The 22,499-nt window shown below is 69.4% G+C and carries 32 protein-coding genes; 13 read left to right on the top strand and 19 right to left on the bottom strand.

The features are described 5' to 3' along the window. Positions 1-2 precede the first annotated feature (2 nt). Positions 3-644, top strand: a complete 642-nt coding sequence (locus tag AB0M51_RS31910) for a hypothetical protein (protein WP_344192816.1) — start codon at positions 3-5, stop codon at positions 642-644. On the opposite strand, the gene AB0M51_RS31905 is transcribed toward AB0M51_RS31910, so the two are convergent. Then, the gene (locus tag AB0M51_RS31905; protein ID WP_344192818.1) at positions 629-898 is read right to left on the bottom strand and encodes a DUF3224 domain-containing protein; all 270 of its coding nucleotides are present in this window, start codon (positions 896-898) and stop codon (positions 629-631) included. The genes AB0M51_RS31910 and AB0M51_RS31905 overlap by 16 nt on opposite strands. 189 nt (positions 899-1,087) lie before the next feature. Between AB0M51_RS31905 and AB0M51_RS31900 the strand changes: the two genes are divergently transcribed. From AB0M51_RS31900 to AB0M51_RS31890, 3 genes are read left to right on the top strand one after another with little or no spacing between them, the layout of a single operon-like run. Continuing rightward, entirely contained in the window at positions 1,088-2,488 is a 1,401-nt protein-coding gene (locus tag AB0M51_RS31900; RefSeq protein ID WP_344192820.1) for a class II fumarate hydratase, read from the top strand. Next, positions 2,485-3,150, top strand: a complete 666-nt coding sequence (locus AB0M51_RS31895) for a DUF402 domain-containing protein (RefSeq protein WP_344192822.1) — start codon at positions 2,485-2,487, stop codon at positions 3,148-3,150. The genes AB0M51_RS31900 and AB0M51_RS31895 overlap by 4 nt, the downstream gene beginning before the upstream one ends. Positions 3,151-3,181: 31 nt before the next feature. Then, positions 3,182-3,340, top strand: coding sequence for a hypothetical protein (locus tag AB0M51_RS31890; protein ID WP_344192824.1), 159 nt, complete (start codon positions 3,182-3,184; stop codon positions 3,338-3,340). A 199-nt stretch (positions 3,341-3,539) separates the two neighbouring features. Here the strand turns inward: AB0M51_RS31890 and AB0M51_RS31885 are convergent, their stop codons facing one another. Beyond that, positions 3,540-5,201, bottom strand: a complete 1,662-nt coding sequence (locus AB0M51_RS31885; protein WP_363751728.1) for a fumarate hydratase — start codon at positions 5,199-5,201, stop codon at positions 3,540-3,542. 77 nt (positions 5,202-5,278) lie between these two features. Continuing rightward, on the bottom strand, positions 5,279-5,581 hold the full coding sequence (locus AB0M51_RS31880) for a hypothetical protein (protein WP_344192828.1): 303 nt from the start codon (positions 5,579-5,581) through the stop codon (positions 5,279-5,281). A 93-nt stretch (positions 5,582-5,674) separates the two neighbouring features. On the opposite strand from AB0M51_RS31880, the gene AB0M51_RS31875 reads away from it, so the two are divergent. Continuing rightward, a complete protein-coding gene (locus AB0M51_RS31875) occupies positions 5,675-6,370 on the top strand; it encodes a DUF1707 domain-containing protein (protein ID WP_344192830.1) in 696 nt (231 codons plus the stop codon). Positions 6,371-6,379: 9 nt separating this feature from the next. Next, positions 6,380-6,733 carry a helix-turn-helix transcriptional regulator gene (locus AB0M51_RS31870; RefSeq protein ID WP_363752373.1) on the top strand — a complete coding sequence of 118 codons (354 nt, stop codon included), beginning with the start codon at positions 6,380-6,382 and terminating at the stop codon, positions 6,731-6,733. Between the two features lie 18 nt (positions 6,734-6,751). Here AB0M51_RS31870 and AB0M51_RS31865 read toward each other — a convergent pair whose 3' ends face one another. From AB0M51_RS31865 to AB0M51_RS31850, 4 genes are all read right to left on the bottom strand, one after another. Further along, positions 6,752-7,111 carry a hypothetical protein gene (locus AB0M51_RS31865; protein ID WP_363751725.1) on the bottom strand — a complete coding sequence of 120 codons (360 nt, stop codon included), beginning with the start codon at positions 7,109-7,111 and terminating at the stop codon, positions 6,752-6,754. A 109-nt stretch (positions 7,112-7,220) separates the two neighbouring features. Next, positions 7,221-7,739 (bottom strand): hypothetical protein, encoded by a 519-nt coding sequence (locus AB0M51_RS31860; protein WP_363751723.1) that lies wholly within the window; start codon positions 7,737-7,739, stop codon positions 7,221-7,223. A gap of 87 nt (positions 7,740-7,826) precedes the next feature. Next, positions 7,827-8,615 carry an ATP-binding cassette domain-containing protein gene (locus AB0M51_RS31855; RefSeq protein WP_363751720.1) on the bottom strand — a complete coding sequence of 263 codons (789 nt, stop codon included), beginning with the start codon at positions 8,613-8,615 and terminating at the stop codon, positions 7,827-7,829. Further along, entirely contained in the window at positions 8,603-9,925 is a 1,323-nt protein-coding gene (locus AB0M51_RS31850) for a 2-isopropylmalate synthase (RefSeq protein ID WP_363751718.1), read from the bottom strand. Before AB0M51_RS31850 ends, AB0M51_RS31855 begins: the two co-directional genes overlap by 13 nt. Before the next feature lie 184 nt (positions 9,926-10,109). Between AB0M51_RS31850 and AB0M51_RS31845 the strand changes: the two genes are divergently transcribed. After that, positions 10,110-10,778 carry an FCD domain-containing protein gene (locus AB0M51_RS31845; RefSeq protein WP_363751716.1) on the top strand — a complete coding sequence of 223 codons (669 nt, stop codon included), beginning with the start codon at positions 10,110-10,112 and terminating at the stop codon, positions 10,776-10,778. Here the strand turns inward: AB0M51_RS31845 and AB0M51_RS31840 are convergent. Genes AB0M51_RS31840 through glpX form a run of 3 tightly spaced genes read right to left on the bottom strand, consistent with a single transcriptional unit; the run spans position 10,767 to position 13,277 of the window. Continuing rightward, a complete protein-coding gene (locus AB0M51_RS31840; protein WP_363751714.1) occupies positions 10,767-11,240 on the bottom strand; it encodes a hypothetical protein in 474 nt (157 codons plus the stop codon). The two genes, AB0M51_RS31845 and AB0M51_RS31840, sit on opposite strands and share 12 nt — an antisense overlap. A 2-nt stretch (positions 11,241-11,242) precedes the next feature. Then, positions 11,243-12,187 (bottom strand): carbohydrate kinase, encoded by a 945-nt coding sequence (locus AB0M51_RS31835; RefSeq protein WP_363751712.1) that lies wholly within the window; start codon positions 12,185-12,187, stop codon positions 11,243-11,245. Between the two features lie 55 nt (positions 12,188-12,242). Further along, the gene (glpX, locus tag AB0M51_RS31830; protein WP_344192848.1) at positions 12,243-13,277 is read right to left on the bottom strand and encodes a class II fructose-bisphosphatase; all 1,035 of its coding nucleotides are present in this window, start codon (positions 13,275-13,277) and stop codon (positions 12,243-12,245) included. A 69-nt stretch (positions 13,278-13,346) separates the two neighbouring features. Here glpX and AB0M51_RS31825 point away from each other — a divergent pair, with 69 nt between their 5' ends. After that, positions 13,347-13,970 (top strand): DUF4245 domain-containing protein, encoded by a 624-nt coding sequence (locus AB0M51_RS31825; RefSeq protein WP_363751710.1) that lies wholly within the window; start codon positions 13,347-13,349, stop codon positions 13,968-13,970. Between the two features lie 173 nt (positions 13,971-14,143). Then, a complete protein-coding gene (locus tag AB0M51_RS31820; RefSeq protein WP_363751708.1) occupies positions 14,144-14,788 on the top strand; it encodes an NTP transferase domain-containing protein in 645 nt (214 codons plus the stop codon). A gap of 10 nt (positions 14,789-14,798) precedes the next feature. On the opposite strand, the gene AB0M51_RS31815 is transcribed toward AB0M51_RS31820, so the two are convergent. Continuing rightward, positions 14,799-15,119 carry a multidrug efflux SMR transporter gene (locus AB0M51_RS31815; protein ID WP_344192854.1) on the bottom strand — a complete coding sequence of 107 codons (321 nt, stop codon included), beginning with the start codon at positions 15,117-15,119 and terminating at the stop codon, positions 14,799-14,801. A gap of 63 nt (positions 15,120-15,182) precedes the next feature. On the opposite strand from AB0M51_RS31815, the gene AB0M51_RS31810 reads away from it, so the two are divergent. Continuing rightward, positions 15,183-15,809: a TetR/AcrR family transcriptional regulator gene (locus AB0M51_RS31810; RefSeq protein ID WP_363751706.1), complete on the top strand. Its 627-nt coding sequence runs from the start codon at positions 15,183-15,185 to the stop codon at positions 15,807-15,809. Here the strand turns inward: AB0M51_RS31810 and AB0M51_RS31805 are convergent. Genes AB0M51_RS31805 through xseA form a run of 3 tightly spaced genes read right to left on the bottom strand, consistent with a single transcriptional unit; the run spans position 15,799 to position 17,764 of the window. Next, positions 15,799-16,311 carry a GNAT family N-acetyltransferase gene (locus tag AB0M51_RS31805; protein WP_363751704.1) on the bottom strand — a complete coding sequence of 171 codons (513 nt, stop codon included), beginning with the start codon at positions 16,309-16,311 and terminating at the stop codon, positions 15,799-15,801. The genes AB0M51_RS31810 and AB0M51_RS31805 overlap by 11 nt on opposite strands. Positions 16,312-16,337: 26 nt before the next feature. Further along, a complete protein-coding gene (locus tag AB0M51_RS31800) occupies positions 16,338-16,553 on the bottom strand; it encodes an exodeoxyribonuclease VII small subunit (RefSeq protein ID WP_344192860.1) in 216 nt (71 codons plus the stop codon). Continuing rightward, the gene (xseA, locus tag AB0M51_RS31795) at positions 16,550-17,764 is read right to left on the bottom strand and encodes an exodeoxyribonuclease VII large subunit (RefSeq protein WP_363751702.1); all 1,215 of its coding nucleotides are present in this window, start codon (positions 17,762-17,764) and stop codon (positions 16,550-16,552) included. Before xseA ends, AB0M51_RS31800 begins: the two co-directional genes overlap by 4 nt. 136 nt (positions 17,765-17,900) lie before the next feature. On the opposite strand from xseA, the gene AB0M51_RS31790 reads away from it, so the two are divergent. Next, entirely contained in the window at positions 17,901-18,044 is a 144-nt protein-coding gene (locus tag AB0M51_RS31790) for a hypothetical protein (RefSeq protein ID WP_363751700.1), read from the top strand. Positions 18,045-18,214: 170 nt separating this feature from the next. Continuing rightward, complete coding sequence (locus tag AB0M51_RS31785; RefSeq protein WP_344192866.1) at positions 18,215-19,246, top strand: 4-hydroxy-3-methylbut-2-enyl diphosphate reductase; 1,032 nt, start codon at positions 18,215-18,217, stop codon at positions 19,244-19,246. Here AB0M51_RS31785 and AB0M51_RS31780 read toward each other — a convergent pair. From AB0M51_RS31780 to AB0M51_RS31770, 3 genes are all read right to left on the bottom strand, one after another. Next, on the bottom strand, positions 19,239-20,027 hold the full coding sequence (locus AB0M51_RS31780; protein ID WP_344192868.1) for a hypothetical protein: 789 nt from the start codon (positions 20,025-20,027) through the stop codon (positions 19,239-19,241). The genes AB0M51_RS31785 and AB0M51_RS31780 overlap by 8 nt on opposite strands. A gap of 1 nt (position 20,028) precedes the next feature. Then, positions 20,029-20,547, bottom strand: a complete 519-nt coding sequence (locus AB0M51_RS31775; protein ID WP_344192870.1) for a SigE family RNA polymerase sigma factor — start codon at positions 20,545-20,547, stop codon at positions 20,029-20,031. Positions 20,548-20,618: 71 nt separating this feature from the next. After that, entirely contained in the window at positions 20,619-20,981 is a 363-nt protein-coding gene (locus AB0M51_RS31770; protein ID WP_344192872.1) for a helix-turn-helix domain-containing protein, read from the bottom strand. A gap of 79 nt (positions 20,982-21,060) precedes the next feature. On the opposite strand from AB0M51_RS31770, the gene AB0M51_RS31765 reads away from it, so the two are divergent. Beyond that, positions 21,061-21,675, top strand: coding sequence for an NAD(P)H-binding protein (locus AB0M51_RS31765; protein ID WP_344192874.1), 615 nt, complete (start codon positions 21,061-21,063; stop codon positions 21,673-21,675). 28 nt (positions 21,676-21,703) lie between these two features. Here the strand turns inward: AB0M51_RS31765 and AB0M51_RS31760 are convergent, their stop codons facing one another. Next, positions 21,704-22,153, bottom strand: a complete 450-nt coding sequence (locus AB0M51_RS31760; protein ID WP_344192876.1) for an SRPBCC domain-containing protein — start codon at positions 22,151-22,153, stop codon at positions 21,704-21,706. Then, on the bottom strand, positions 22,150-22,488 hold the full coding sequence (locus AB0M51_RS31755; protein ID WP_344192878.1) for a metalloregulator ArsR/SmtB family transcription factor: 339 nt from the start codon (positions 22,486-22,488) through the stop codon (positions 22,150-22,152). Before AB0M51_RS31755 ends, AB0M51_RS31760 begins: the two co-directional genes overlap by 4 nt. Between the last annotated feature and the right edge of the window lie 11 nt (positions 22,489-22,499).

Below are 22,499 nucleotides of genomic sequence, written 5' to 3'. Positions count from 1 at the left end.
CGGTGGAGCTGGCACGGGCGACCAGCGAGCGTGGCGAACTGGTACTGCGCCGCCGCGAGGACGAGGCGCTGGAGTTGCGGGTCAACGGCGTGTTCGTGATGGACGACCAGGAGACGTCGAGCGAGGAGCTCCTGGCGTCGGCGGCGCTGGCGACCGTACGGCGCCCGGACCGGGTGCTGGTGGGTGGACTCGGGCTCGGGTACACCGTCCGCGCGCTGCTGGCCGACGAGCGGCTCGGTGAGGTCGTGGTCGCGGAGATCGAGCCGGACCTGGTGGCCTGGATGCGGGCCGGGTTGGTGCCGTCGGTCCTCGACGACCCGCGGGTCGCGGTGGTCGTGGGGGACGTCCGGACCGTGGTCGCCGACCTCCCCGACGGGTCCGTCGACGCGATCCTGCTGGATGTCGACAACGGCCCGGACTTTCTTGTCTACAACGAGAACTCGGCCATCTACACGTCCGGCTTCCTGGCCACCTGCCACGCCAAGCTCCGCGCCGGCGGCGTCCTCACGGTCTGGTCCTCCTCGGCGTCGCCCGCCCTGGAATCAGCCGTCGAGGCCGCCTTCGGCGCGTGCGACGTGAAGCCTGTCCCGGTCGAGCTCCAGGGCCGCGACGAGCTGTACTACGTCTATCAGGGCAGCTCGTAGTCGACCGTGACCTGCGGCGACCCGTCCTCCAGGTGCTCGTAGAGCACCGTGCCGGTCAACCCGGCCAGGTCTCCCTCGGCGGCCACGATCTTCCCCGGCGCACCGGTCCGGTCGGCCGTCGCGCCGTGCAGCATCACGAACGACCCCTTCCGGTCGTCGAGCGTCCCGGTGAACCGCTCCAGCGCCGTGTACGCCGCCGGTCCGTCCGCGGTCCCCGCCATCAGCAGCTCGGCTGTGCTGGTGCCCTCGAGCACCGCCGGTGAACGTCTTGCCCACGCAGGCCTTCCCGAGCTGGATCGTGCCGGCCTCGTCGTACGCCGCCTGCTCCCACTTGGTGATCTCGAACGACTGGCTGAACTTCATGCCCTACCCCCTCCTGTGGTGTTGTCCACAGCTTGTCTATCAGCGCCTTCCGACAAGTTCGATCGACGTACTCTGCAGGTATGGGTGATGACGCAGAGTTCAGGATCGAGCACGACACGATGGGCGAGGTCAAGGTGCCTCGGGACGCGTTGTGGCGGGCGCAGACGCAGCGCGCGGTGGAGAACTTCCCGATCTCGGGACGGCCGCTCGCGCCGGCGCTGGTGCACGCGCTGGCAGAGATCAAGGCCTCGGCCGCGGTCGTGAACGCGTCGCTCGGCGTGCTCGACGCGGACCGGTCCGCCGCGATCGTCGCCGCCGCGGACCAGGTGGCGGCGGGGGAGTTCGACGCCGAGTTCCCGATCGACGTCTTCCAGACCGGCTCCGGCACGTCGACCAACATGAACGTCAACGAGGTGCTGGCCACGCTCGCCACCCGCGCGCTCGGGGCCGACGTACATCCCAACGATCACGTCAACGCGTCCCAGTCCAGCAACGACACCTTCCCGTCGGCGATCCACGTCGCGGCCACCGCGGGCGTCGTGCAGGAGCTGCTGCCGGCGCTCGAGCATCTCGCGGATTCCCTTGCCCGTAAGGGATCCGAGTTCGCCGAGGTGGTGAAGTCCGGGCGGACGCATCTGATGGACGCGACCCCGGTGACGCTCGGCCAGGAGTTCAACGGGTATGCCCAGCAGATCCGGCGCGGGGCCTCCCGGGTGCGCGCGACCCTGCCGCGGGTCGCCGAGTTGCCGCTGGGCGGTACGGCCGTCGGCACCGGGATCAACACACCGCCCGGGTTCGCGAGCGCGGTGATCACCGAGCTGAACCGGCGGACCGGGCTGGAGCTGTCCGAGGCCGAGGACCACTTCGAGGCACAGGGCGCGCGTGACGGCCTGGTCGAGCTGTCCGGGCAGTTGAAGACGGTCGCGGTCAGTCTGACCAAGATCTGCAACGACCTGCGCTGGATGGGCTCCGGGCCGCGCGCCGGGCTCGGCGAGATCGCGCTGCCGGACCTGCAGCCCGGGTCCAGCATCATGCCCGGCAAGGTGAACCCGGTGATCTGCGAGGCGACGCTGATGGTCGCCGCGCAGGTGATCGGCAACGACACCACGATCACCGTGGCCGGTGCCGGCGGCAACTTCGAGCTGAACGTGATGCTCCCGGTGATCGCCCGCAACCTGCTCGAGTCGATCACCCTGCTGGCGAACAGTTCCCGGCTGCTCGCCGACCGCTGCGTCGACGGCATCACCGCGAACGTCGGCCACGCCCGCGCGCTGGCCGAGTCGTCACCGTCGATCGTGACCCCGCTGAACCGCTACATCGGATACGAGAACGCCGCCGCGGTCGCCAAGAGCGCTTTGAAACAAGGGAAAACGATCCGCGAGGTCGTGATCGAGAACGGTTACGTCGAGAAGGGAGACCTCACCGAGGAGCAGCTCGACGCGGCCCTCGACGTACTGTCGATGACCCGGCCGGGCTCGTGACGCGGTACTGGGAGCCGGGTACCACGATCGAGTGGGTGTACGAGGGCACCGGGCGGCACGCCGAGCTGCCGAACGTGCGGCCGATGACGGTTGTGCGCGACGACGCCGGCGGACTGGTCGCCTGGCTCGCGCCCGGTACGCCGTTGCTCAAACCGGTGCTGGCGGACGGGCGCGAGACGCGGTACGCCGGTCCGGTCGGGATGTTCACCGAGAAGCGGGTGCTGAAGCTCGACGTGTGGCGCGGTACCGGGATCCTCAAGGCGTCGCCGAGCGGGAAGCCGTGGTCGGTCTGGTACTTCTGGGGCTCGGACGGGGCCTTCCGGGGATGGTACGTGAACCTGGAGCGCGAACACGTGCGCGATCCGGCGGGCCGGCGTACCAGCACCGTGGACCATGTGCTGGATCTGTGGATCAACCCTGATCGCAGTATCGAGTGGAAGGACGAGGACGAGCTGGAGGGGGCGGTGGCCGCGGGGCGGTTCACGCCTGCCGAGGCGGAGCGGATCGTGGCCGACGCGCACGCGGCGATCCGCGACGTGGAGGCCTGGGCGGCGCCGTTCTCCGAGGAGTGGCAGACGTGGGTCGCGCCGGCCGACTGGCGGGTGCCGGCGGCGCCGACGACCCACCAGCCGACGCTGGTCGCGGAGGAGCTGCACAGCTGACAACTGGTGGGGGTGGGATTAGCTTGGAGGTATGTACACCATCGAGCTGCAGGCCGAGGAGCTTCAGATGCTGCGCTCGGCCCTTGGGTGCTACCTCCAAGCCTTCGGCCACAACGAGGCAGATCTCGTCCGCGCCGCCAAGGCCCTCCTCCTCAAACTCCCCGAAGAGATCGAAACCAAAGCCGGCTGAGCCAGCTCCGTGGGACGGGCTGACCCCCACCCCTGCTTTTCAGCTGCGGGGACGGACGGTCAGCGGAACGGGCCGACCCCCACCCCCTGCTTTTCAACTGCGAGGACGGACGGTCAGCGGAACGGGCCGACCCCCACCCCTGCTTTTCAACTGCGAGGACGGACGGTCAGTGGGACGGACCGACCCCCACCCCTGCTTTTCAACTGCGAGGACGGACGGTCAGCGGAACGGGTTTTCTCGTGTCTGTGAAGAAGTCGTTCCCCTTGTCGTCCACCACGATGAACGCCGGGAAGTCCTCGACCTGGATCTTCCAGATCGCCTCCATCCCGAGCTCCGGGTACTCGATCACGTCGACCGACTTGATGCAGTCCTGCGCGAGCCGCGCCGCCGGCCCGCCGATCGACCCCAGGTAGAACCCGCCGTGCTCCTTGCACGCCGCCGTCACCTTCGCCGACCGATTGCCCTTGGCAAGCATCACGAACGATCCGCCCGCCGCCTGGAACTGGTCGACGTACGCGTCCATCCGGCCGGCCGTCGTCGGCCCGAACGACCCCGACGCGTACCCCTCGGGAGTCTTCGCCGGCCCCGCGTAGTACACCGCGTGGTCCCGCAGGTACGACGGCATCTCCTCGCCCGCGTCCAGCCGCTCCTTGATCTTCGCGTGCGCGATGTCCCGGGCCACCACCAGCGGCCCGGTGAGCGACAGCCGCGTCTTCACCGGCAGCTTCGACAGCTCCGCGCGGATCTCGCTCATCGGCCGGTTCAGGTCGACGCGTACCACTTCGGAGTCGTCCAGGTGCTCGTCGGTGGTGTCCGGCAGGAACCGCGCCGGCTCCTTCTCCAGCTGCTCCAGGAAGACCCCCTCCGGGGTGATCTTCGCCAGCGCCTGCCGGTCCGCCGAGCAGGACACCGCGATCGCGACCGGGCAGGACGCGCCGTGCCGCGGCAGCCGGATCACCCGCACGTCGTGGCAGAAGTACTTCCCGCCGAACTGCGCCCCGATCCCGAACTGCTGCGTGAGCTTGAAGACCTCCTCCTCGAGCTCGACGTCCCGGAATCCGTGCCCCACCGGTGATCCCGCCGTCGGCAGCGTGTCCAGGTAGTGTGCGGAGGCGTACTTCGCGGTCTTCAGTGCGTACTCGGCCGACGTACCGCCGACGACGACCGCGAGGTGGTACGGCGGGCAGGCCGCCGTACCGAGAGAACGGATCTTCTCGTCCAGGAACTCCATCATCCTGCTGGGGTTCAGGACCGCCTTGGTCTCCTGGTACAGGAACGACTTGTTCGCGGAGCCGCCGCCCTTGGCCATGAACAGGAACTTGTACGCCGGGTCACCGTGCTGCGGGGTCGAGTACAGCTCGATCTGCGCCGGGAGGTTGGAGCCGGTGTTCTTCTCGTCCCACATGGTCAGCGGGGCCATCTGCGAGTAGCGCAGGTTCAGCTTGGTGTACGCGTCGTACACACCGCGGCTGATCCACTCCTCGTCGACCGCGCCGGTCAGCACGCCCTCGGACTTCTTGCCCATCACGATCGCGGTACCGGTGTCCTGGCACATCGGCAGCACGCCGCCCGCGGAGATGTTCGCGTTCTTCAACAGGTCGAGCGCGACGAACCGGTCGTTCCCGGACGCCTCCGGGTCGTCGATGATCCGCCGCAGCTGCTCGAGGTGCGCGGTCCGCAGGTAGTGCGAGATGTCGTGCATCGCCTCCGCGGTCAGCTGCTGCAACACCTCCGGCTGCACCTGCAGAAACGTCCGGTCGCCGGCGGTGAACGTGCTGACACCCTCGGTCGTCAGCAGCCGGTACTCCGTCTCGTCAGCACCCAACGGCAACAGATCGGAGTAGTTGAAGTCCGCAGACACGCAATACCTCCACACAAACTGGACTGGACGCCCCAAATCCTAGTTCTCGGCACCCGCCCGGGACGGCCGCCCCCGTGTTACTTCACCAACACCCGCCGGGCGCGCGCCAGCTCCAGCCCCAGCGACAACCGGTTCCAGGCCAGCTGCCACCGTTCGCGCTGCCGGCCCGGGCGCGGTGGGACCACGTCGCGCAGGGCGAAGGACAGCCCAGTGATGACCAGCTGCCCGGCGACGAACAACACCCCACCAGGGATGGCCGGCTGCTGGTGCCCTGTGATCTGTGCGATGAGCACGAGAGCGATTCCGGCGACCATGGCCGGGAACGCGATCAGGTAGGCGACGGCCAGTCGACGGGCGTTCGGTACTCCACCCCAGTTCATGGCGCACAGTATGCGGGTCAGGGGACGGTTCAGGGGTTAATCGGGGAGGAAACGGGTCTGCGGTTGGGGGTGGGCGCGCGTATGGTTTCTGACGTGGCTCAGGATGACGTTCCCCAGCAGAACCGCCCGCAGGATGCGGTGCCCGCGCAGGTTGATCCGGCGCTGCGGCGGCGGGTGTCGGACCTCGAGCGGGAGGAGGTCGCCGACGTACTGCGCGACGCCGCCGGCGAGGGCCGTCTGACGTACTCCGAGCTCGAGGACCGGCTGGAGACGCTGTACGCCTCCAAGACGTACGGCGAGCTCGTCGAGCTGACCGTGGACCTGCCCAACGGCCCGCGGGCGCCCGGTGCCTCGCAGGGCATGCCGGCCACCACCCCGCAGTACAGCGGCGCGCTGGTGGAAACCGGGCCGGTGATCAGCGTGTTCCTGTCCGACACCAAGCGGATGGGCAACTGGCTGGTCCCGCAGCGCCAGGAGGTGAACGCGGTCCTCGGCGACGTGACGCTCGACTACACCGAGGCGGAGATCCCGTTCGACGAGATCCAGATCGACGTGAAGTCGATCCTCGCCGACGTGAAGATCCGCGTCCCGCAGAACGCGGTCGTCCTGCTCGACAGCAACCCCATCCTCGGCTCCGTCTCCGAACAGGAAGCCGGCCTCAAAGCCGTCCCCGACCCGAACGCCCGCTCCACCGCCCCCAAACGCTTCCACATCCGCGGCACCGCCATCCTCGGCGAAATCAAAATCAAACGCGGCCCCCGCCTCAGCAAACGCCTAGGCCTGACCTGATCGGCCTGCATCTATCCGATAACAGAGAGTAGTGCGGACCTGGCTCGAAGCGCTGCCGACAGATCTGTTCGTGAGTTGCGCTTCTGGCTTGATCAGGACGCGATGCGGATTGCGTACTGGATCGCCACTGATCGGCGGATCGTACTGCTGACCGTGTTCCGGAAGAGCCGGATGCGGGAGGTGCGAGAGCAGCGTGGCTGGGCGCAGACCCGGTTGGCTGAAGCCGCTGGGATGACCCAGTCGGCGCTCGCGCGATTCGAGGCCGGCGGCACCGTACCTACGCTCGCGTTGCTGGAGCGCATCGCCCACGCGTTCCACAACCAACTAGTGGTTCGCTTCGACGAGACGACCCCTGCTGCTTAGTTCCTGTGTGAAGTGGACCTACGCCCGGTGCTCGTCCAGCAGGTCGCCCAGCCAGAACCGGAACGCCGGTACGTTGCGCACGTGATCGTGTCCGACCCGGAGCCTCCGCTTGCGTACGTTCGGTACGACGACGAACGTGTGGTCACTTGTCGGCCCGTCCAGCTCGGCGATGCTCTCGATCTCGCTCCACGCCACGAACCGCCTCCGCCCCAGCCGTACGCCGGAACCGTCAACCGTCAGCACCGGCCGCCGGGTGAGCAGGTGCCAACAGTCGACGCCCACGCTGACCACAGCCACCGTCGTGATCACGATGCCCACAACCCGCAGTACGCCGCCGCTCCGTACGGCGTGGGGCAGCTCGCTGACGGCCAAGAGCACGACAAACAGTCCGGCGGCGCGGGTGGACCGGAGCAGCGGTTCGCGCCGGCGCGGAAATTCGACTCGTCCGGACCGCTGTAGCTCGGCGGTCCAAGCCTGAGTGGGGCCGTCACCGATCGGCGGCATTGTCGTCCTGTGAGCGTACTGTGAGGCGCTGTTCTTCGAGGATCGTTTCGAGCCAGGTGCGGAACGTTTGTAGGTCGCTCACGTGTTGCTGGGAGAGGACGAGGTCGTTGGCCCACACGTTCTTGGGGTGGATGGGGAGTTGGCGGATCGGTCTCGGGCCGCGGATGAGGCCGATCGAGCCGACTTCGGTCCATGGCATCGAGCGGCGGCCCTGGTGGATCCCGGTTCGGTCGACGATCAGGTACGGGCGCTGGGTGATGAGCTGCCAGGCGACCGCGATCACGACGCCGACGTACGCGGCGATCAGCAGGTAGCCGACGAACCGCCAGGCGCCGTCGTCGAGCATGTCGGGCAGTCGGCTCAGGAGCATCACCGAAGGCCCGACTACGAACAGGAACGGGAACTGCAGGAACGACCACCTGCGCAGCGGAAACTCGACCCGCCGGTTGTGGTGCCACTCGACGATCCATGCCTCGGGGAGGCGTTCGCCCATGACTGCCATGTCGCCCCCAGCTCTCACGACTCCGCCCCCGGAGCAGGATCACTGTAATGCACCACGCTTGGCGGATGGGGAGAGTTCGGCGCGTACTCAGCGGTGGGGCTTACCTCGCCCCGCGGTGGCGGTCCAGCGGCCGGCGTGGCGGTTGATCGCGATCGGGTGGTCGAAGGTCGACGAGATCAGCGGGGTGGTGACGACGTCCTCGACCGGACCGGCGGCGAGGATCCGGCCGTTGCGGATGAGGGCGGCGTGGGTGGTGCAGGTGGGGAGTTCTTCCAGGTGGTGGGTGACGAGGAGCCAGGCCAGGTGAGGGTGGGTGCTGTGGATCTGGTCGAGGACCTCCAGCAGTTGTTCGCGGGCGGCGACGTCGAGGCCGGTGGACGGTTCGTCCAGCAGCAGCAACCTCGGGTCGGCGATGAGGGCGCGGGCGATCAGGGCGCGGCCGCGTTCGCCCTGGGAGATGGTGGTCCAGGGGGCGTCGGCCAGTGCGCCGACGCCCAGCAGGTCGATCAGTTCCGAGGCACGGGCGGACTGGGCGGGGGTCGGTTCCCAGCGGGGCATGCGTTCGATGGTGCCGGTGAGGCCGGTGAGTACGACGTCCCGGATGCTCAGCGGTGAGCGCAACGGATGCCGTGGGTTCACGTGGCCGATCGACTCCCGCAGCGTGCGGATGTCGACCGTACCGAGCCGGCGCCCGAGGATCTCGACCGTCCCGCGGGTCGGGTGGGTGACGGCGCCGCAGAGCCCGAGCATCGTGCTCTTGCCTGCGCCGTTCGGCCCGAGCAGCGCCCAGCGCTCGCCCTCGCCTACGGTCAAGGAAACCCCGGAAAGCAGCAGTTTGCCGTCCCGGACGAAGTCGACGTCCTTCAGTTCGAGCACCCGTAAACCTCCTCGTACAACGCCTTCAACTCCGAAGCGGTCGCTTCCCGCCCGGTCTCGTCCGTGCGCTTCTGCACGTACCGCGCGAACTCACGTTCGTCAGCGGGCCGGATCCCGTACACAGACTCCAGCACATGCGCGATCCCACCCTTACCCGACTGGCTGTTCACCCGTACGACGGCCTCGTACCCGCGCCCCACGTCCGCCGGGTCGATCGGCAGATAGGGCACCTCCCACAGCCCGTCCCCCTGGACGGCGAACCCCTTCCGGATCGCGTCCTGATGCGTCCCCGAGAACGCCGTGTACACGAGCTCCCCGACGTACGGGTGCCGCGGATGGATCGGCATCCGCGTGCAGTACTCGACCACGGAGCGCACCTTGTCGATGTCGGAGAAGTCGATCATCGGGTCGACGCCCTGGGCGTGCAGGTTCAGTGCGAGCGTGGCGATGTCGACGTTCCCGGTCCGTTCCCCGTTTCCGAAAACGCATCCCTCGACCCGCTCGGCACCGGCGAGTACGGCGAGCTCGGCGCAGGCGATGCCGGTCCCGCGGTCGTTGTGCGGATGCACCGACAGGATGACGCCGTCGCGGCGCGGCAGGTTCTGGTGCATGTACTCGATCTGGTCGGCGTACACGTTCGGTGTCGCGGCCTCGATCGTGGCCGGCAGGTTCAGGATGACGGGCCGCTCCGGCGTCGCGTCCCACTGCTTGGTGAGGTGGTCGGCGAGCTCGAGGACGTAGTCCGGCTCGGTCAGGTTGTACACCTCGGGCGAGAACTGGAACCGCACCGAGTCCCCGGCCAGCCGCTGGATCTCCTCCGACCCGGCGTAGATCATCGAGGCCAGCTCGTCCCGCGATTTTCGCAGTACGACGTCCCGCCACACCGGCGCGGTCGCGGCGTACATGTGGATCACGACGTCGCCACGCATCCCGGCGACCGACTCGACGGTCCGCGCGATCAGGTCGGGACGCGCCGGCGTGAAGACCACGATCGTGACGTCCGGCGGCACCAGGTCGGACTCGGCCAGCAACCGGACGAAGTCGAAGTCGGTCTGTGACGCGGACGGGTACCCGACCTCGATCTCTTTGTAGCCGATGGCAACCATCAGCTCGAAGAACGTCCGCTTGCGTTCGGGATCCATCGGTTCGGCCAGTGCCTGGTTGCCGTCGCGGAGGTCGACCGGCACCCACAGCGGGGCCTGGGTGATCCGGCGGTCCGGCCAGGTCCGTTCGACCGGGGCGACCGGGACCTTCGCGAAGATGTCGCGGTACCGGTGGCTGGGCATCGGGGAGGGCTGCTGACGGTTCATGCGGATGGTCCTTCCAAACCTGTAGGAGGACCGGCGGACGACTGCACTCCACGAAGGGAGCGCCGGTCGAATCAGCTCCCGCCGTGGCGGCGAAGAAGGAGGAGACCCGGGAGCAGGCGCATGCCGAGCACGCTATCAACTCCTCAGACAAGCTGACAACCCGGATCCCGCTATTCTTGCCCGCATGATCCGCCGACACCCACTCGCCGAGCAGGCCGCCGAGGAGCTGCTGCGCCGGATCGGCAGCGGGGAGTGGACGCTCGGCACCAAGCTCCCGGGGGAGACGACGCTGGCCGCGCAGCTCGGCGTCGGCCGCTCGACGATCCGCGAAGCGGTCCGGGAGCTGGCCGGGAGGCGGGTGCTGGAGAGCCGGCAGGGCGCGGGGGTGTTCGTGATCGCGCTGCAGGCCGCCGAGGACTGGGACAAGGTCCTGCGGAAGGCCGACATCACCGACGTCCTCGAGGGCAGGCTGGCGATCGAGACCGAGGGCGCCCGGCTGGCCGCGTCCCGCCGTACCCAGGCGGACCTGAGGACCTTCCGCTACACGCTCGCGGACCGCAAGCGGGCGGCGGCGAACGCGCCGGACGACTGGTACATCGAGGCCGACCTCGCGTTCCACCGCGCGGTGGTGACGGCCGCGCACAACGCCGTACTGACCGAGCTGTTCGACACGTTCGTACCGCGGATCCGGCGGGCGATGATCGACATGCTGAAGCTGGACGACGAGCATCGGCACCGGCACGACCAGGCAGCGCACGAGGCGATCGCGGAGGCGATCCGCGCGAAGGACCCGGAGCTCGCGGCGACCCGCGCCCGCGAGCACCTCAGCGCCGTACGGAGCTCAGTCGGCTAGGTGCTGCCGGTGCAGTGCGCGCAGCCAGGGCGTGAGTGCGTCCAGGTCGTCGACGTTGTCCTGGGAGATCGAGATCGGGCGGGTACGCCGGTCTGCCGGGCGTACCTGGACCGCTCGCGCGAGCGGGAGGCCCGCCGGTTCGTCGATGCCGGTGATGCCCGACCAGGGCAGGCTCCGGCCGCGGGTGATGCCTTCGGCGTTCACCGTGACGACCGGGCGGTTCGTGGCCAGCTGCCACGCCGTCAGCCCGGTCCCGTAGACGAACGCCGCGAGCGCCGTCAGCCGCAGTACGCCGAGAGCGCCGGAGACGCCGTCCGCGCGCAGGTGGTCGACGTTCGTCCACGCCGACAGCACCATCAGCAGGCCGAACCCGAGCAGCCGTACCCACAACCTGCTCCGGCGCGGCGGGAAGTCCACACTGCCCTTCGACTCCAGCTCGGCGGACCACGCCTCGGCGGACACCGTCAGGAACCCCAGGTCGCCGTGTACTCGGCCGCGGTCGGCGGGTCGGCGCCGTGCCGCGTGCAGGTGATCGCCGCCGCCCGTACGGCGTACTCGACGACAGCGTGCAGGTCTTCCGGCGTCAGCCCGCTCAGCCGTCGCTCGCCGAGCAGCCCGCGCTTCTCCAGGCCCGCGATCAGCGCGGCCATGAACGAGTCGCCGGCGCCGACCGTGTCGACGACCTGGATCGGCGGCGCGATCACGTCCACCTGCGCGTCCCGGCTGACCCCGAGCGCGCCCTTGCCGCCGCGGGTGATCACCACGCACCGCGTCCGCTCCGCGGTCAGCAGCTCCGCGGCGATGTCGGCCGGCTCGATCCCCGGGCGGAGGAATTCGCAGTCCTCGTCGCTCAGCTTCACCAGGTCGCTCAACGCGGCCAGCTGCCGTACGGCGGTCCACGTCGAGACCGGGTCCGGCGTGATGCTCGGCCGCGCGTTCGGGTCCAGCGTCACGGTCACGGGCTGGTCCGCGACCGACTCCAGAAAAGCCCGGATCGCTGCCGCGCCGGGCTCCAGCACGGTCGCGATCGACCCGGTGTGCACGGCCGGGCAGCCGCGGGACAGCGACAACGCCGGCGGTTCCCAGGTGATGTCGAACTGGTACGTCGCGACACCCGCCGGGTCCAGCGTCGCGGTCGCCGTACTGGTCCGGAAGTGCGGGTCGACGGATCCGGGCGCGAGCTGCACGCCGTTCCCGAACAGGTGCGCGCCGAGCTGGTCGCCGTACCCGTCCGTGCCGAACCGGGTGACCAGCTCGGTCGGCACGCCGAGGCGGGCCAGGCCGACCGCCACGTTGGCGGGAGAGCCGCCCGGCGTCGCCTTGGTCTTCCCGTTGCCGTTGCGGGGCTTCGCAGCGGTACCGACGATGTCGACGAGGGCTTCGCCGATCACGAGAACAGGAGCGGTCACGAGGCCTCCCGGCCTGGAACGAGGCGCGACGGAGTCGCGGCATCCAACACAGCGCTCATCGGGCGTGCTCGAAGTCGATCGCGGAGTACGCGCGCAGCTTCTCCAGTTGGTGGACGCTCTCGATCGAGCGGATCGTGCCGCTCCGGGAGCGCATCACGAGCGAGTGCGTGCGGGCCGTCGAGCGGCCGTACCGGACCCCGCGGAGCAGTTCGCCGTCGGTGATGCCGGTCGCGACGAAGAAACAGTCGTCGCCGCTGACCAGGTCGTCGGTGTCCAGCACCCGGTCCAGGTCGTGGCCCGCGTCGACCGCCTTCTGCCGCTCGGCGTCGTCGCGCGGCCAGAGCTTGCCCTGGATCTTTCCGCCCAGGCACTTCATCGCGCAGGCGGCGATGATGCCCTCCGGGGTACCGCCGATGCCGAGCAGCATGTCCAGGCCGGTGTCCGGCCGGGCCGCCTCGACCGCGCCGGCCACGTCGCCGTCGGAGATGAACTTGATCCGCGCGCCGGTGGCCCGGATCTGCTTGGCCAGCTCGTCGTGCCGCGGCCGGTCCAGCAGTACGACCGTGACGTCGTCGACCGTGGAGCCCTTCGCCTTCGCCACCCGGCGGATGTTCTCCGCGACCGGGAGCCGGATGTCGACCACCTCGGCCGCCTCCGGGCCGACCACCAGCTTCTCCATGTAGAACACCGCGGACGGGTCGTACATCGAGTGCCGCGGCGAGACCGCCATCACGGCGATCCCGTTCGCCATGCCCTTCGCGACCAGCGTCGTACCGTCGACCGGGTCGACCGCGACGTCGCACTCCGGGCCCTCGCCGGCGCCGACCTGCTCGCCGTTGAAGAGCATCGGGGCGTTGTCCTTCTCGCCCTCGCCGATCACCACCACGCCGTTCATCCCGACGGTGCCGATCAGCGTCCGCATCGCGTTCACGGCCGCGCCGTCGGCGCCGTTCTTGTCGCCGCGGCCGACCCAGCGCCCGGCGGCCATCGCCGCCGCCTCGGTGACCCGGACCAGTTCGAGGGCGAGGTTCCGGTCGGGCGCGTGCGCCTCGACCTCCAGGTGGGCCGGTGGCGATGTCGGGTCCGTCATGTCCACGGATCGTAGCCAACGTCCTTGGGCGGTGTTCCGGCGGATTGCGCGTCGCGAGACACTGTGGGCATGAGTTCGACAGGTCAGGACGCTCCCGGCGAGGCTGCGGCCCAGGAGAAGGCGAGGGAACGCGCCCAGATCCAGGCGGAGGCGAACGAGTACCGCCAGGCGTACCGGCGGGACAAGGCGAAGTCGCAGACTGTCGGCAACATGGTGTTCGCGATGGCGATCTGCCTGGTCGTGGTGGCGTTCCTGATCATCGTCACCTGGCGGCCGAAGCACGAGGAAGTGAAGGCGGTCGAGTACACCGCGCAGCTGCAGGACGCCCGCAAGGCCGCGCCGTGGGTCCGCGGCCCGGAGCCGATGCCGTCCGGCTGGACCGCGAACAGTGTGGAGTTCCGCGCGCCGCAACAGGAGCCGATCACCTGGCACCTGGGGACGGTGACCGACAAGAAGATGTACGTCGGCCTCGAGCAGTCGAACATGGCGACCGGGAAGTTCCTCGCCGACAAGCTCGGCCGGACCGTCGACGACGGCACCGCGACGGTGGCCGGAGCGACCTGGCAGCGCAAGGTCCTGCTCGACCGGAAGAACGAGAACGCCTTGGTCCTGGTGACTTCCGGCATCACCACGATCGTCACCGGAAACGCCGGCTACCCGGCCCTCGCCACCTTCGCCACCGCGTTGCACTGAGAGCGTGCTGAGAGCTACCGCCCGGTATTGACCAGTTCGCGCCCACTTTCCGGACGCCCGTTGACACCTGCCCGGCACAGGCGCTTCCATCAAAGCTCGGCTTTGTACGCTCGGGGACCAGCGAATCGAGTCTCGGATGCGCATGCCACCCCGGTCGGGGAGTTGACCCGGCGATGTTCATCACGGGGTTGCTGCTGGGCGCTGATACCGCACCGCATCTCGGTGCGCCCTGGCAGTTGCTGGCCTATCGCGGCGGGACGTTGTTCGGTGCGGCGGTGGACGGTGCGCGGGACTGCGGGTTCGACCAGTTGGTGGTGACGCTGGGCGGCGCGTCCGAGCAGATCCGGGACCGGGTCGACCTCGACGGTGTGCGCGTGGTCGAGTCGCCGCATGCCGACACCGGCAGTGCGTCGATCGTGCCGGCGCTGGACGCGGTCGACCGGCGCGCCGACGGGATCGTCGTACTGCTCGGTGACCAGCCCGGGATCACGTCCGCCGCCGTCTGGTCGCTCGTCGCGGAGGTCGCCACGCCGATCGGCGTCTGCCGGTACGACGACGGCGAGAGCTTCCCGTGCTGGTTCGGCCGCGAGTTGTTCGGCGAACTCCGGGAGTTGCGCAGCGACGCCGACCTGTGGAACCCGATCCGCGACGCCGGCCACCCGGTCACCAGAGTCGATGCCATCGGCAACGTTCCGCCGCGCGCGACGAGTTGGGCGACGTACCAGCAACTCCTCTCCGGCACCCCCGGCCGGCCCGAGGAACTGCATCCCGCCCGCCCCAGCGCCTACGCCCGCCGCCGGCGCCGCGCAGCTCCCTGATCCGCTCCGGTCAGTCTGCTCCGGCGAGGCGGAGACCGACGACGCCGGTCACGATCAGCGCGATGCAGGCCAGGCGTGCCGGTGTCACCGGCTCGTGGAACAGGATGATCCCGAGCGTCACCACCCCGACGGATCCGATGCCGGTCCAGATCGCGTACGCCGTACCCACCGGCAGCCGGTCCAGCGTCCGCGCCAGCAGCGCCACCGAGATCACGCCGAACACGAGTACTCCGAGGGTCGGCCACAGCCGGCTGAACCCCTCGCTCGGCTTCAGGCTGAGCGCGAACGCGATCTCGAACGCCGCCGCCGCGAGCAACACGATCCACGCCATCAGCCGGCCACCGGACCCCTCATATGCTTCCTCCCACGTCCTGACCGGACTACAGTCCGTCTTATGGACGACAGTACCGGACCGAAGTCCGCTTCACAACGTGGGCTGCCGCTCGTGGACGCACCCCGCCCGGAGCGGGCCGACGCCCGGCGGAATCGGCTGCGCGTGCTGGAGGCGGCCGAGCGGCTGTTCACCGAGCACGGCGTCAAGAACGTCTCGCTCGACGCGATCGCCGCCGCGGCGGGAGTCGGGAAGGGGACCGTGTTCCGCCGGTTCGGTGATCGCGCGGGCCTCGCGGTCGCGCTGCTCGACGAGCGCGAGCAGGAGCTCCAGGCCAGGCTGCTCACCGGCCCGCCGCCGCTCGGTCCGGGAACGTCGCCGGACCTGCGGGTGCTGGCGTTCCTCGACGCGTACCTCGACCTGCTCGACCGGCATGTCGAGCTGTTCATGGACAGCGAGAACGCCTCGGACGGCGCGCGCTACCGGATCGGCTCGTACCACCTCTGGCACCGGCACCTGTCGCACCTGATCGAGTCCGCCCGCCCGGACCTCGACGCGGACTACACGGCCCACGTCCTGCTGGCGCCGCTGGCGGCAGACCTGCACAACGCCTTGCGTACTCAGGGATTCGAGCTCGAGCGGATGAAGTCCGGCCTGAGAGCCGTCGCCAAGAACCTGCTCAGCGCCTGAACCTGCCCTCGAGTGGCGCGATCAGCCTGATTTCCGGGAGGTTTCCGAGCGAGGAGTACGTGCGGTCGAGGGTTTCGGAGAAGCCGTAGCGTGTGTAGAACGTCCGCGCGCGGGTGTTTGCCTCGAGCACCCAAAGTTGAACATTGGTACAGCCGGCGGCCCGCAGATCGGCGCAGGCCGCGTCGGTGAGAGCGCGTCCGGCACCGGCTCCCCAGTGCTCAGGACGAACGAAGAGCGCGTACAACTCCCCGGTGTGCGGCGGGGCTTGCGGATCACGCTCGGGGCCGACACCGGCGTACCCGATGACTTGGTCGTCCTGTACGGCGACGTGGATGCGCGAGCGGCCCGCGGCGATGCTGTCCGCCCACGATGCGGCGATCGCGGCCGGGTCCATCGCGTCCAGGAAGTCCTGGGGGATCAGTCCGGTGAATGCACCCCGCCAACTGGCGACCCGCGCCTCGGCGGCGCCCGGTAGGTCGTCGGGGCGGGCGGGCCGCGTCACCAGCCGGTCGCCCGGCCCGGCGGTGCTCAGTTGGTCTTCTCCTCGTGGGCGGCCTGGGCCTTGGTGAGGCGTTCGCGGGCGCCGTCGAGCCAGCGTTGGCAGGTCGTGGCGAGCTCCTCGCCGCGTTCCCACAGCGCCAGCGACTCCTCCAGCGAGGTGCCGCCGGCTTCGAGTTTGCGGACCACCTCGACGAGCTCCTCGCGGGCCTGCTCGTAGGTGATCTCGGGTCGGTCGCCGCTCACTTCTTCTCCTCGGACTTGACTTCCACCGCGAAGCGGCCGTCGGTGACCCGCGCCTGCAGCAGGTCCCCGGGCGCCACCTGCGCCATCTCCCGGACGGCCGTGCCGTCGGCCAGTTGCAGCACGGAGTACCCGCGCTCGAGCGTCGCCTTCGGTGACAACGCCCGGACGCTCGTCAGCCGATGCGCGATGTCGTCGCTCGCCCGGTCCAGCCGATGCGTGAGCGTCCGCCGGCTGCGCTCGACCAGCGCCACGATCTCGTCGGACCGCCGCTGCAGATCGCTGACCGGTGCCGCCAGCGCCGGCCGCGAGCGGATCGCCGCCAGGGCGTGTGCCTCGCGGTCCAGCCACGACCGCACCGCCCGCAGCCCGCGCTCCCGGAGCAGCCGGACACCGTCCAGCTCCTCGCGGACGTCGGGAACGATCCGCTTCGCCGCATCCGTCGGTGTGGACGCGCGCAGGTCCGCGACCAGGTCGAGCAGCGGCGAGTCCGGCTCGTGCCCGATCGCGCTCACCACCGGCGTACTCGTCTTCGAAACCGCCCGGATCAGCCCCTCGTCCGAGAACGGCAGCAGGTCCTCCAGCGATCCGCCGCCGCGGGCGATCACGATCACCTCGACCGCGTCGTCCGCGTCCAGCTTCCGCAGCGCGGTCATCACCTCGGCGGCGGCCGACGGGCCCTGCACCGACGCGTACTCGATCCGGAACGCGACCGCCGGCCAACGGCGCTTCGCGTTCTCCAGTACGTCGCGCTCGGCCGCGGAGTCGCGCCCGCAGATCAGGCCGATCGTGTGCGGCAGGAACGGCAGGCGCTTCTTCCGGTACGGCTCGAAGAGGCCTTCGGCGCCGAGCAGCTGCTTCAGCCGCTCGATCCGCGCCAGCAGCTCACCGATGCCGACGTGCCGGATCTCGCTGACCGCGAGCGCGAGCGTGCCGCGCCGGGCGAAGAAGTTCGGCTTGGCGTGCACGAGCACCCGGGAGCCGTCCCGCACGTCGACCGTCTCGAACACCCGCCGGTTGCAGGTGAACCGCAGCGAGATGTCCGCGTCGGTGTCCCGCAGCGTGCCGAACACGGTCGTCGTACCGCGCCCGATCGAGACGTCCGTCAGCTGCCCCTCGACCCACACGGACCCGAGCTGGTTGATCCAGCTCGCAATCCCGTTCGCAATCGTCCGAACGGCCGCAGGCGCTTCCGGCGACGTCTCCAAAGCCACCCCCAGACCCTACGACCTATCACCGACAATCGAGGGATGCGCCCACTCCTGCTGCTGGATTTCGACGGCCCCCTCAACCCCCACGCGGCCGACGGCGTACGTCGCGGAGTGGGTGGGGGATCGGGGGTTCGCGTGGGTGGATGACGAGGTCGGGGATGTGGAGCGGGAGCGGTTTGTGGGGCAGTTGATTCTGCCGGTGGACGCGCGGACGGGGCTGACCGCGGGGCACTTCGCGGCGCTTAAATCCTTTGCGGGCAAGGGTTTTCGCGGGCATTCTTGAGGTCTGGTAACACCTCCCGCGGGGGAGCCGTCCGGACAGGGCGGGCGGCTCCTCGACGTGCTGCGAACCGTCGTGATACTGCTCACAAAGCCCGGATACGGACGCGCCCTCGGGTTTCGCGCCTGGCACGGAGGCCGGAGGCGTTGAACCCAGGCCCGTACGATGGGGCCGTGACTTCCCAGCCTGACGAGACCGGTGCACCGACCGTGACGAAGACCAAGCGGGTGCTGCTTGCGGCCCCCCGCGGGTACTGCGCGGGCGTCGACCGGGCCGTCGTCGCGGTGGAGAAGGCGCTCGACCTGTACGGGCCGCCGGTGTACGTCCGCAAGGAGATCGTGCACAACAAGTACGTCGTCCAGACCCTGCAGAAGCGCGGCGCGATCTTCGTCGACGAGACCTCCGAGGTGCCCGAGGGCGCGACGGTGATCTTCTCCGCCCACGGTGTCGCCCCGGTGGTGCACGAGGAGGCGGCCGCACGGCAGCTGAAGACGATCGACGCGACCTGCCCGCTGGTCACCAAGGTGCACCACGAGGCGAAGCGGTTCGCCGCCACCGACTACGACATCCTGCTGATCGGACACGAGGGTCACGAAGAGGTCATCGGCACCTCCGGTGAGGCCCCCGACCACGTCCACATCGTCGACGGGCCGGACGACGTACCGAACGTCACCGTCCGCGACCCCGAGAAGGTCGTCTGGCTCTCCCAGACCACGCTGTCGGTCGACGAGACGATGGAGACGGTACGCCGGCTGCGCGAGCGCTTCCCGCACCTGCAGGACCCGCCGAGCGACGACATCTGCTACGCCACCCAGAACCGGCAGGCCGCGGTCAAGAAGCTCGCCCCGGAGGCCGACCTGATGCTGGTCGTCGGCTCCCGCAACTCGTCGAACTCGGTCCGCCTGGTCGAGGTCGCGATCGAGCACGGCGCCAAGGGCGGCTACCTGGTGGACTTCGCCGACGAGATCGACGAGGCCTGGCTGGAGGGCGTCGACTCGGTCGGCGTCAGCAGCGGTGCAAGCGTGCCCGAGGTGCTGGTGCGCGACGTACTGCGCTGGCTCGCCGAGCGCGGGTACGGCGACGTCCGGGAAGTGACGACCGCGGAGGAGAGCCTGACGTTCGCTCTCCCCCGCGACCTGCGCACCGACCTGAAGGCAGCCGGCCTCCCCACCACCGGCACCTCCGACCACGCCTGGACTATTTGACCGTCACGTTCGTTGTCGCAGTCACCGGGACCCAGTCCTTCGCGCCGCAGTACTTGACCGTGTAGCTGATCCTGTAGGTCCCGGCTTTCGTGTAGGTGTGACTGCTCGGCGGCGTCGGCGCGGGGGAATTCCAGTCGATCAGCGCCCGCGTTTCATGACCGGTTCTCGTGGTGTGGGAGCCGACGCAGTTGACCGCGCCGGCGTCCGAACCGGTCTGCTGGCCGTCGCCGAACGTGTAGCTCTCGGAGCCGAGGACAGAGGTGAACGAGCCGGAGCTGACGTCGCCGATCGGCACCCGCACCGTTCCCTGGGCGGTCATGTTCGCCGTCACCACCCGGCCCTTCACGACCGGGTGCAGGCTGACGTGCAGACCGAACTGCGGTGCGGCCGGCGTGTTCGAGGTCGAGGCGGGAGGTGGGGTCTTGGTGTTCGGGGTGTGTACGGCGCCGCTCACGTGTGCCGACGAGGTGGTCCGTGTCGACCCGGTCGCCGACGGAGCTCCGGTGGGCGTCGCGGTGGGAGCGGCCGAGGGTGATGGCGTGCTGGTCGGTGCTACGACGCTCGGGGTGTTGGACGTCGGTGGGCGGCCGTCGATGTCGGTGACGTTGTTGACGGCGAACGCCACGGCGACCACCGCGGCAGCGGTCAAGGTCAGCGCACCGGCGGTACGGCGGCGTCGTACGGTCCGGACCCGGGCGAACACGGCCTCGCTGGGCGTCGCGCTCGGTGGCGGCGGATCGGCAACCAGCTGCTCGAGCTTGTTCTTCAGATCGTCGGTCATGTCAGCCCTCCTTCTGGACCGTGGTGGGGATCGCGGTGATCAGTTCGTGTTCGCGGAGCTTCGCGAGCCCGCGGGAGACGCTCGACTTCACGGTGCCGATCGAGCAGCCCATCATCTGGGCGATCTCGGCCTCCGGAAGGTCTTCGAAGTACCGCAGGACCAGCGCCGCGCGGGTACGGCGGGGCAGCGTGGCGAGGGCGCGGAGCAGCAGGTCGCGGTCGTCGACCGTGCCGTACTGCTCCTGGGCGCGGTGCTCGGGCAACTGCTCGGTCGGTGTTTCGCCGCGCCACTTCCGGCGCCACCACTGCGTGCTGGTGTTCACCATCACGGTCCGGGTGTAGCTCTCCAGCGCGGTGCCGCTGCGCAAGGAGTTCCGGTGGAACCACACCTTTGTCAGCGCGGTCTGCACCAGGTCCTCCGCGAGATGCCATTCACCCGTCAGCAGGTATCCGAACCGCTGCAGTGCGGTGAACCGCCCGTCCACGAACTCGGCGAACTCGTGGTCGCGTCCTGGATCCATCCCAACCCCCATCATGTTCAACTCGGTCAGACTTGTGATGCCCGAGCGGGCCGCAAAGGTTGAGCGGGATTTCAGGCGTTCGCGTCGTACGTCGCCTGGGCGCTGGTGATCGCCGGGAGATGGGTCTCGGCCCAGTCGGTGAGGACGCTGATCGGGTCGATGAGAGACGTGCCCAGCGGCGTCAGGGTGTAGACGACGCGGGGCGGGATCTCCGGGAAGACCTCGCGGGTGACCAGCCCGTCGCGCTCCATCCGGCGGAGGGTCTGCGTGAGAACCTTCGGCGCGACCTGGCCGATGGCGTCGCGGAGTTCGGTGAAACGCTGCGGGCCGGAGCGGAGCCGCAGTACGACGAGGACCGTCCACTTGTCGCCGAGCCGGTCCAGGATCACCCGGGTCGGGCAGTTCGGGTCGAAGACGTCGCCTTTGGTTACCACGAGGTACTTATAGCACGTTGAAGTAGCCAGTTACCAATAGATACTGTCGAGGTCGGACCCAACGAGACAGGAGTTGTTCATGAAGATCGCGGTGATCGGGGCGAGTGGGATGGTCGGCAGCCGGGTGGCGGCCGAGGCCGTCGGCCGGGGCCACGAGGTGACCGGCGTCACGCGCTCCGGCGGCGAACTGCCGGCCGGGGTTCGCGCGGTGCGGGGCAGCGCGAACGACGTCGCGACGGCGCGGGAACTCGCGGCCGACGCCGACGTACTGGTCGCGGCGATCGGCCCGAGCCGGACCGGCGGCGACCACCAGGAGTACCTGGACGCCGTCGACAACCTGATCGCCGCGGCGCGGGGTACGGCGACCCGGCTGTTCGTGGTCGGCGGCGCCGGCAGTCTGGTTGTCGACGGCAACCGGGTGGTCGACAGCCCCGACTTTCCGGCCGAGTACAAGGATGAGTCACTGACCGTCTCGCAGGCGCTCGAGAACCTCCGCGCCACCGGCGACGACGTGAACTGGACGATGCTCTCGCCCGCGTTGGTGATCGCCCCCGGTGAGCGCACCGGCAGCTTCCGGCTCAGCGGCGACGAGCCGGTCGGTGACCACATCTCCGCCGAGGACTATGCCGTTGCCCTGGTCAACGAGATCGAGACGCCGGAACACAACAGAAAGCGTTTTACGCTGGGCTACTGAGGTCGGGGAGACGGGACGCGTCTGCCTGCTATCGGGCGAACTCGACGTACTTGCCCAGCACGTAGTCCCAGCCGGTGTCGTAGCTGAGCCGTGCCTGGACGCCGTCGCCGCGGCGTTCCCAGCCGGCGTGGACGAGCTTCACCTCGGTGCCGGCGCCGGTCGCGGTGAACGTCACGGTGACCTGCCCGGCCGCCGCGGGATCCTGCCCCGGGTGCCAACTGAAGCTCAGCGACGCCGGCGGGTCCCACTCCGACAGTGTTCCCCAGGTGGCGATGTCGCCGTCGGCGCCGTACTCGACGATCTGCCCGCCGACTGCGCCTTCCACCCGCACGCCGCGCGCGGAGTCCTCGCCGACCGAGTGGCCGAACAACGGCCACCATCGCGACGCCTCCGCGGTGAACGCCTCGAAGGCGCGGTCGACGCCGACCGGCACCGTGACGGTCTTCACCAATGGCGAGATGTCTTGTTCCACAGTCATTTCCGTTCCTCCTCGGTCCGCCGTACGTGGTCTGCGTACGCCTGCAGCGTGTCGCCCCAGAACCGGTCGAGCCAGTTGCGCAGCTCGTCGAGGCCGGACTGGTGGACGCGGTAGATGTTCCGCGTCCCGCGCGACTCGTGCCGGACCAGGCCGACCGCGCCGAGCACCTTCAGATGCTGCGAGATCGCCGGCCTGCTGACGGGCACGCGCTCGGCCAGTACGCCGACCGAGCACGGCCCGCCGGTCCGCAGGGTCTCGAGGATCACCCGCCGGGTCGGGTCGCCGAGTGCGTCCAGCACCGGGCCGACCGCTTCGAGTGATCCGTAAGTTTCCACGAACGGTAAGT

Origin of the sequence: Kribbella sp. NPDC051137 (genome assembly GCF_040682535.1) — a bacterium.
In the GTDB taxonomy this organism is placed as follows: Bacteria; Actinomycetota; Actinomycetes; order Propionibacteriales; family Kribbellaceae; genus Kribbella; species Kribbella karoonensis.
Note: the sequence above shows the minus strand (reverse complement) of the source record. Positions and strands in the feature narration are given on the sequence as shown.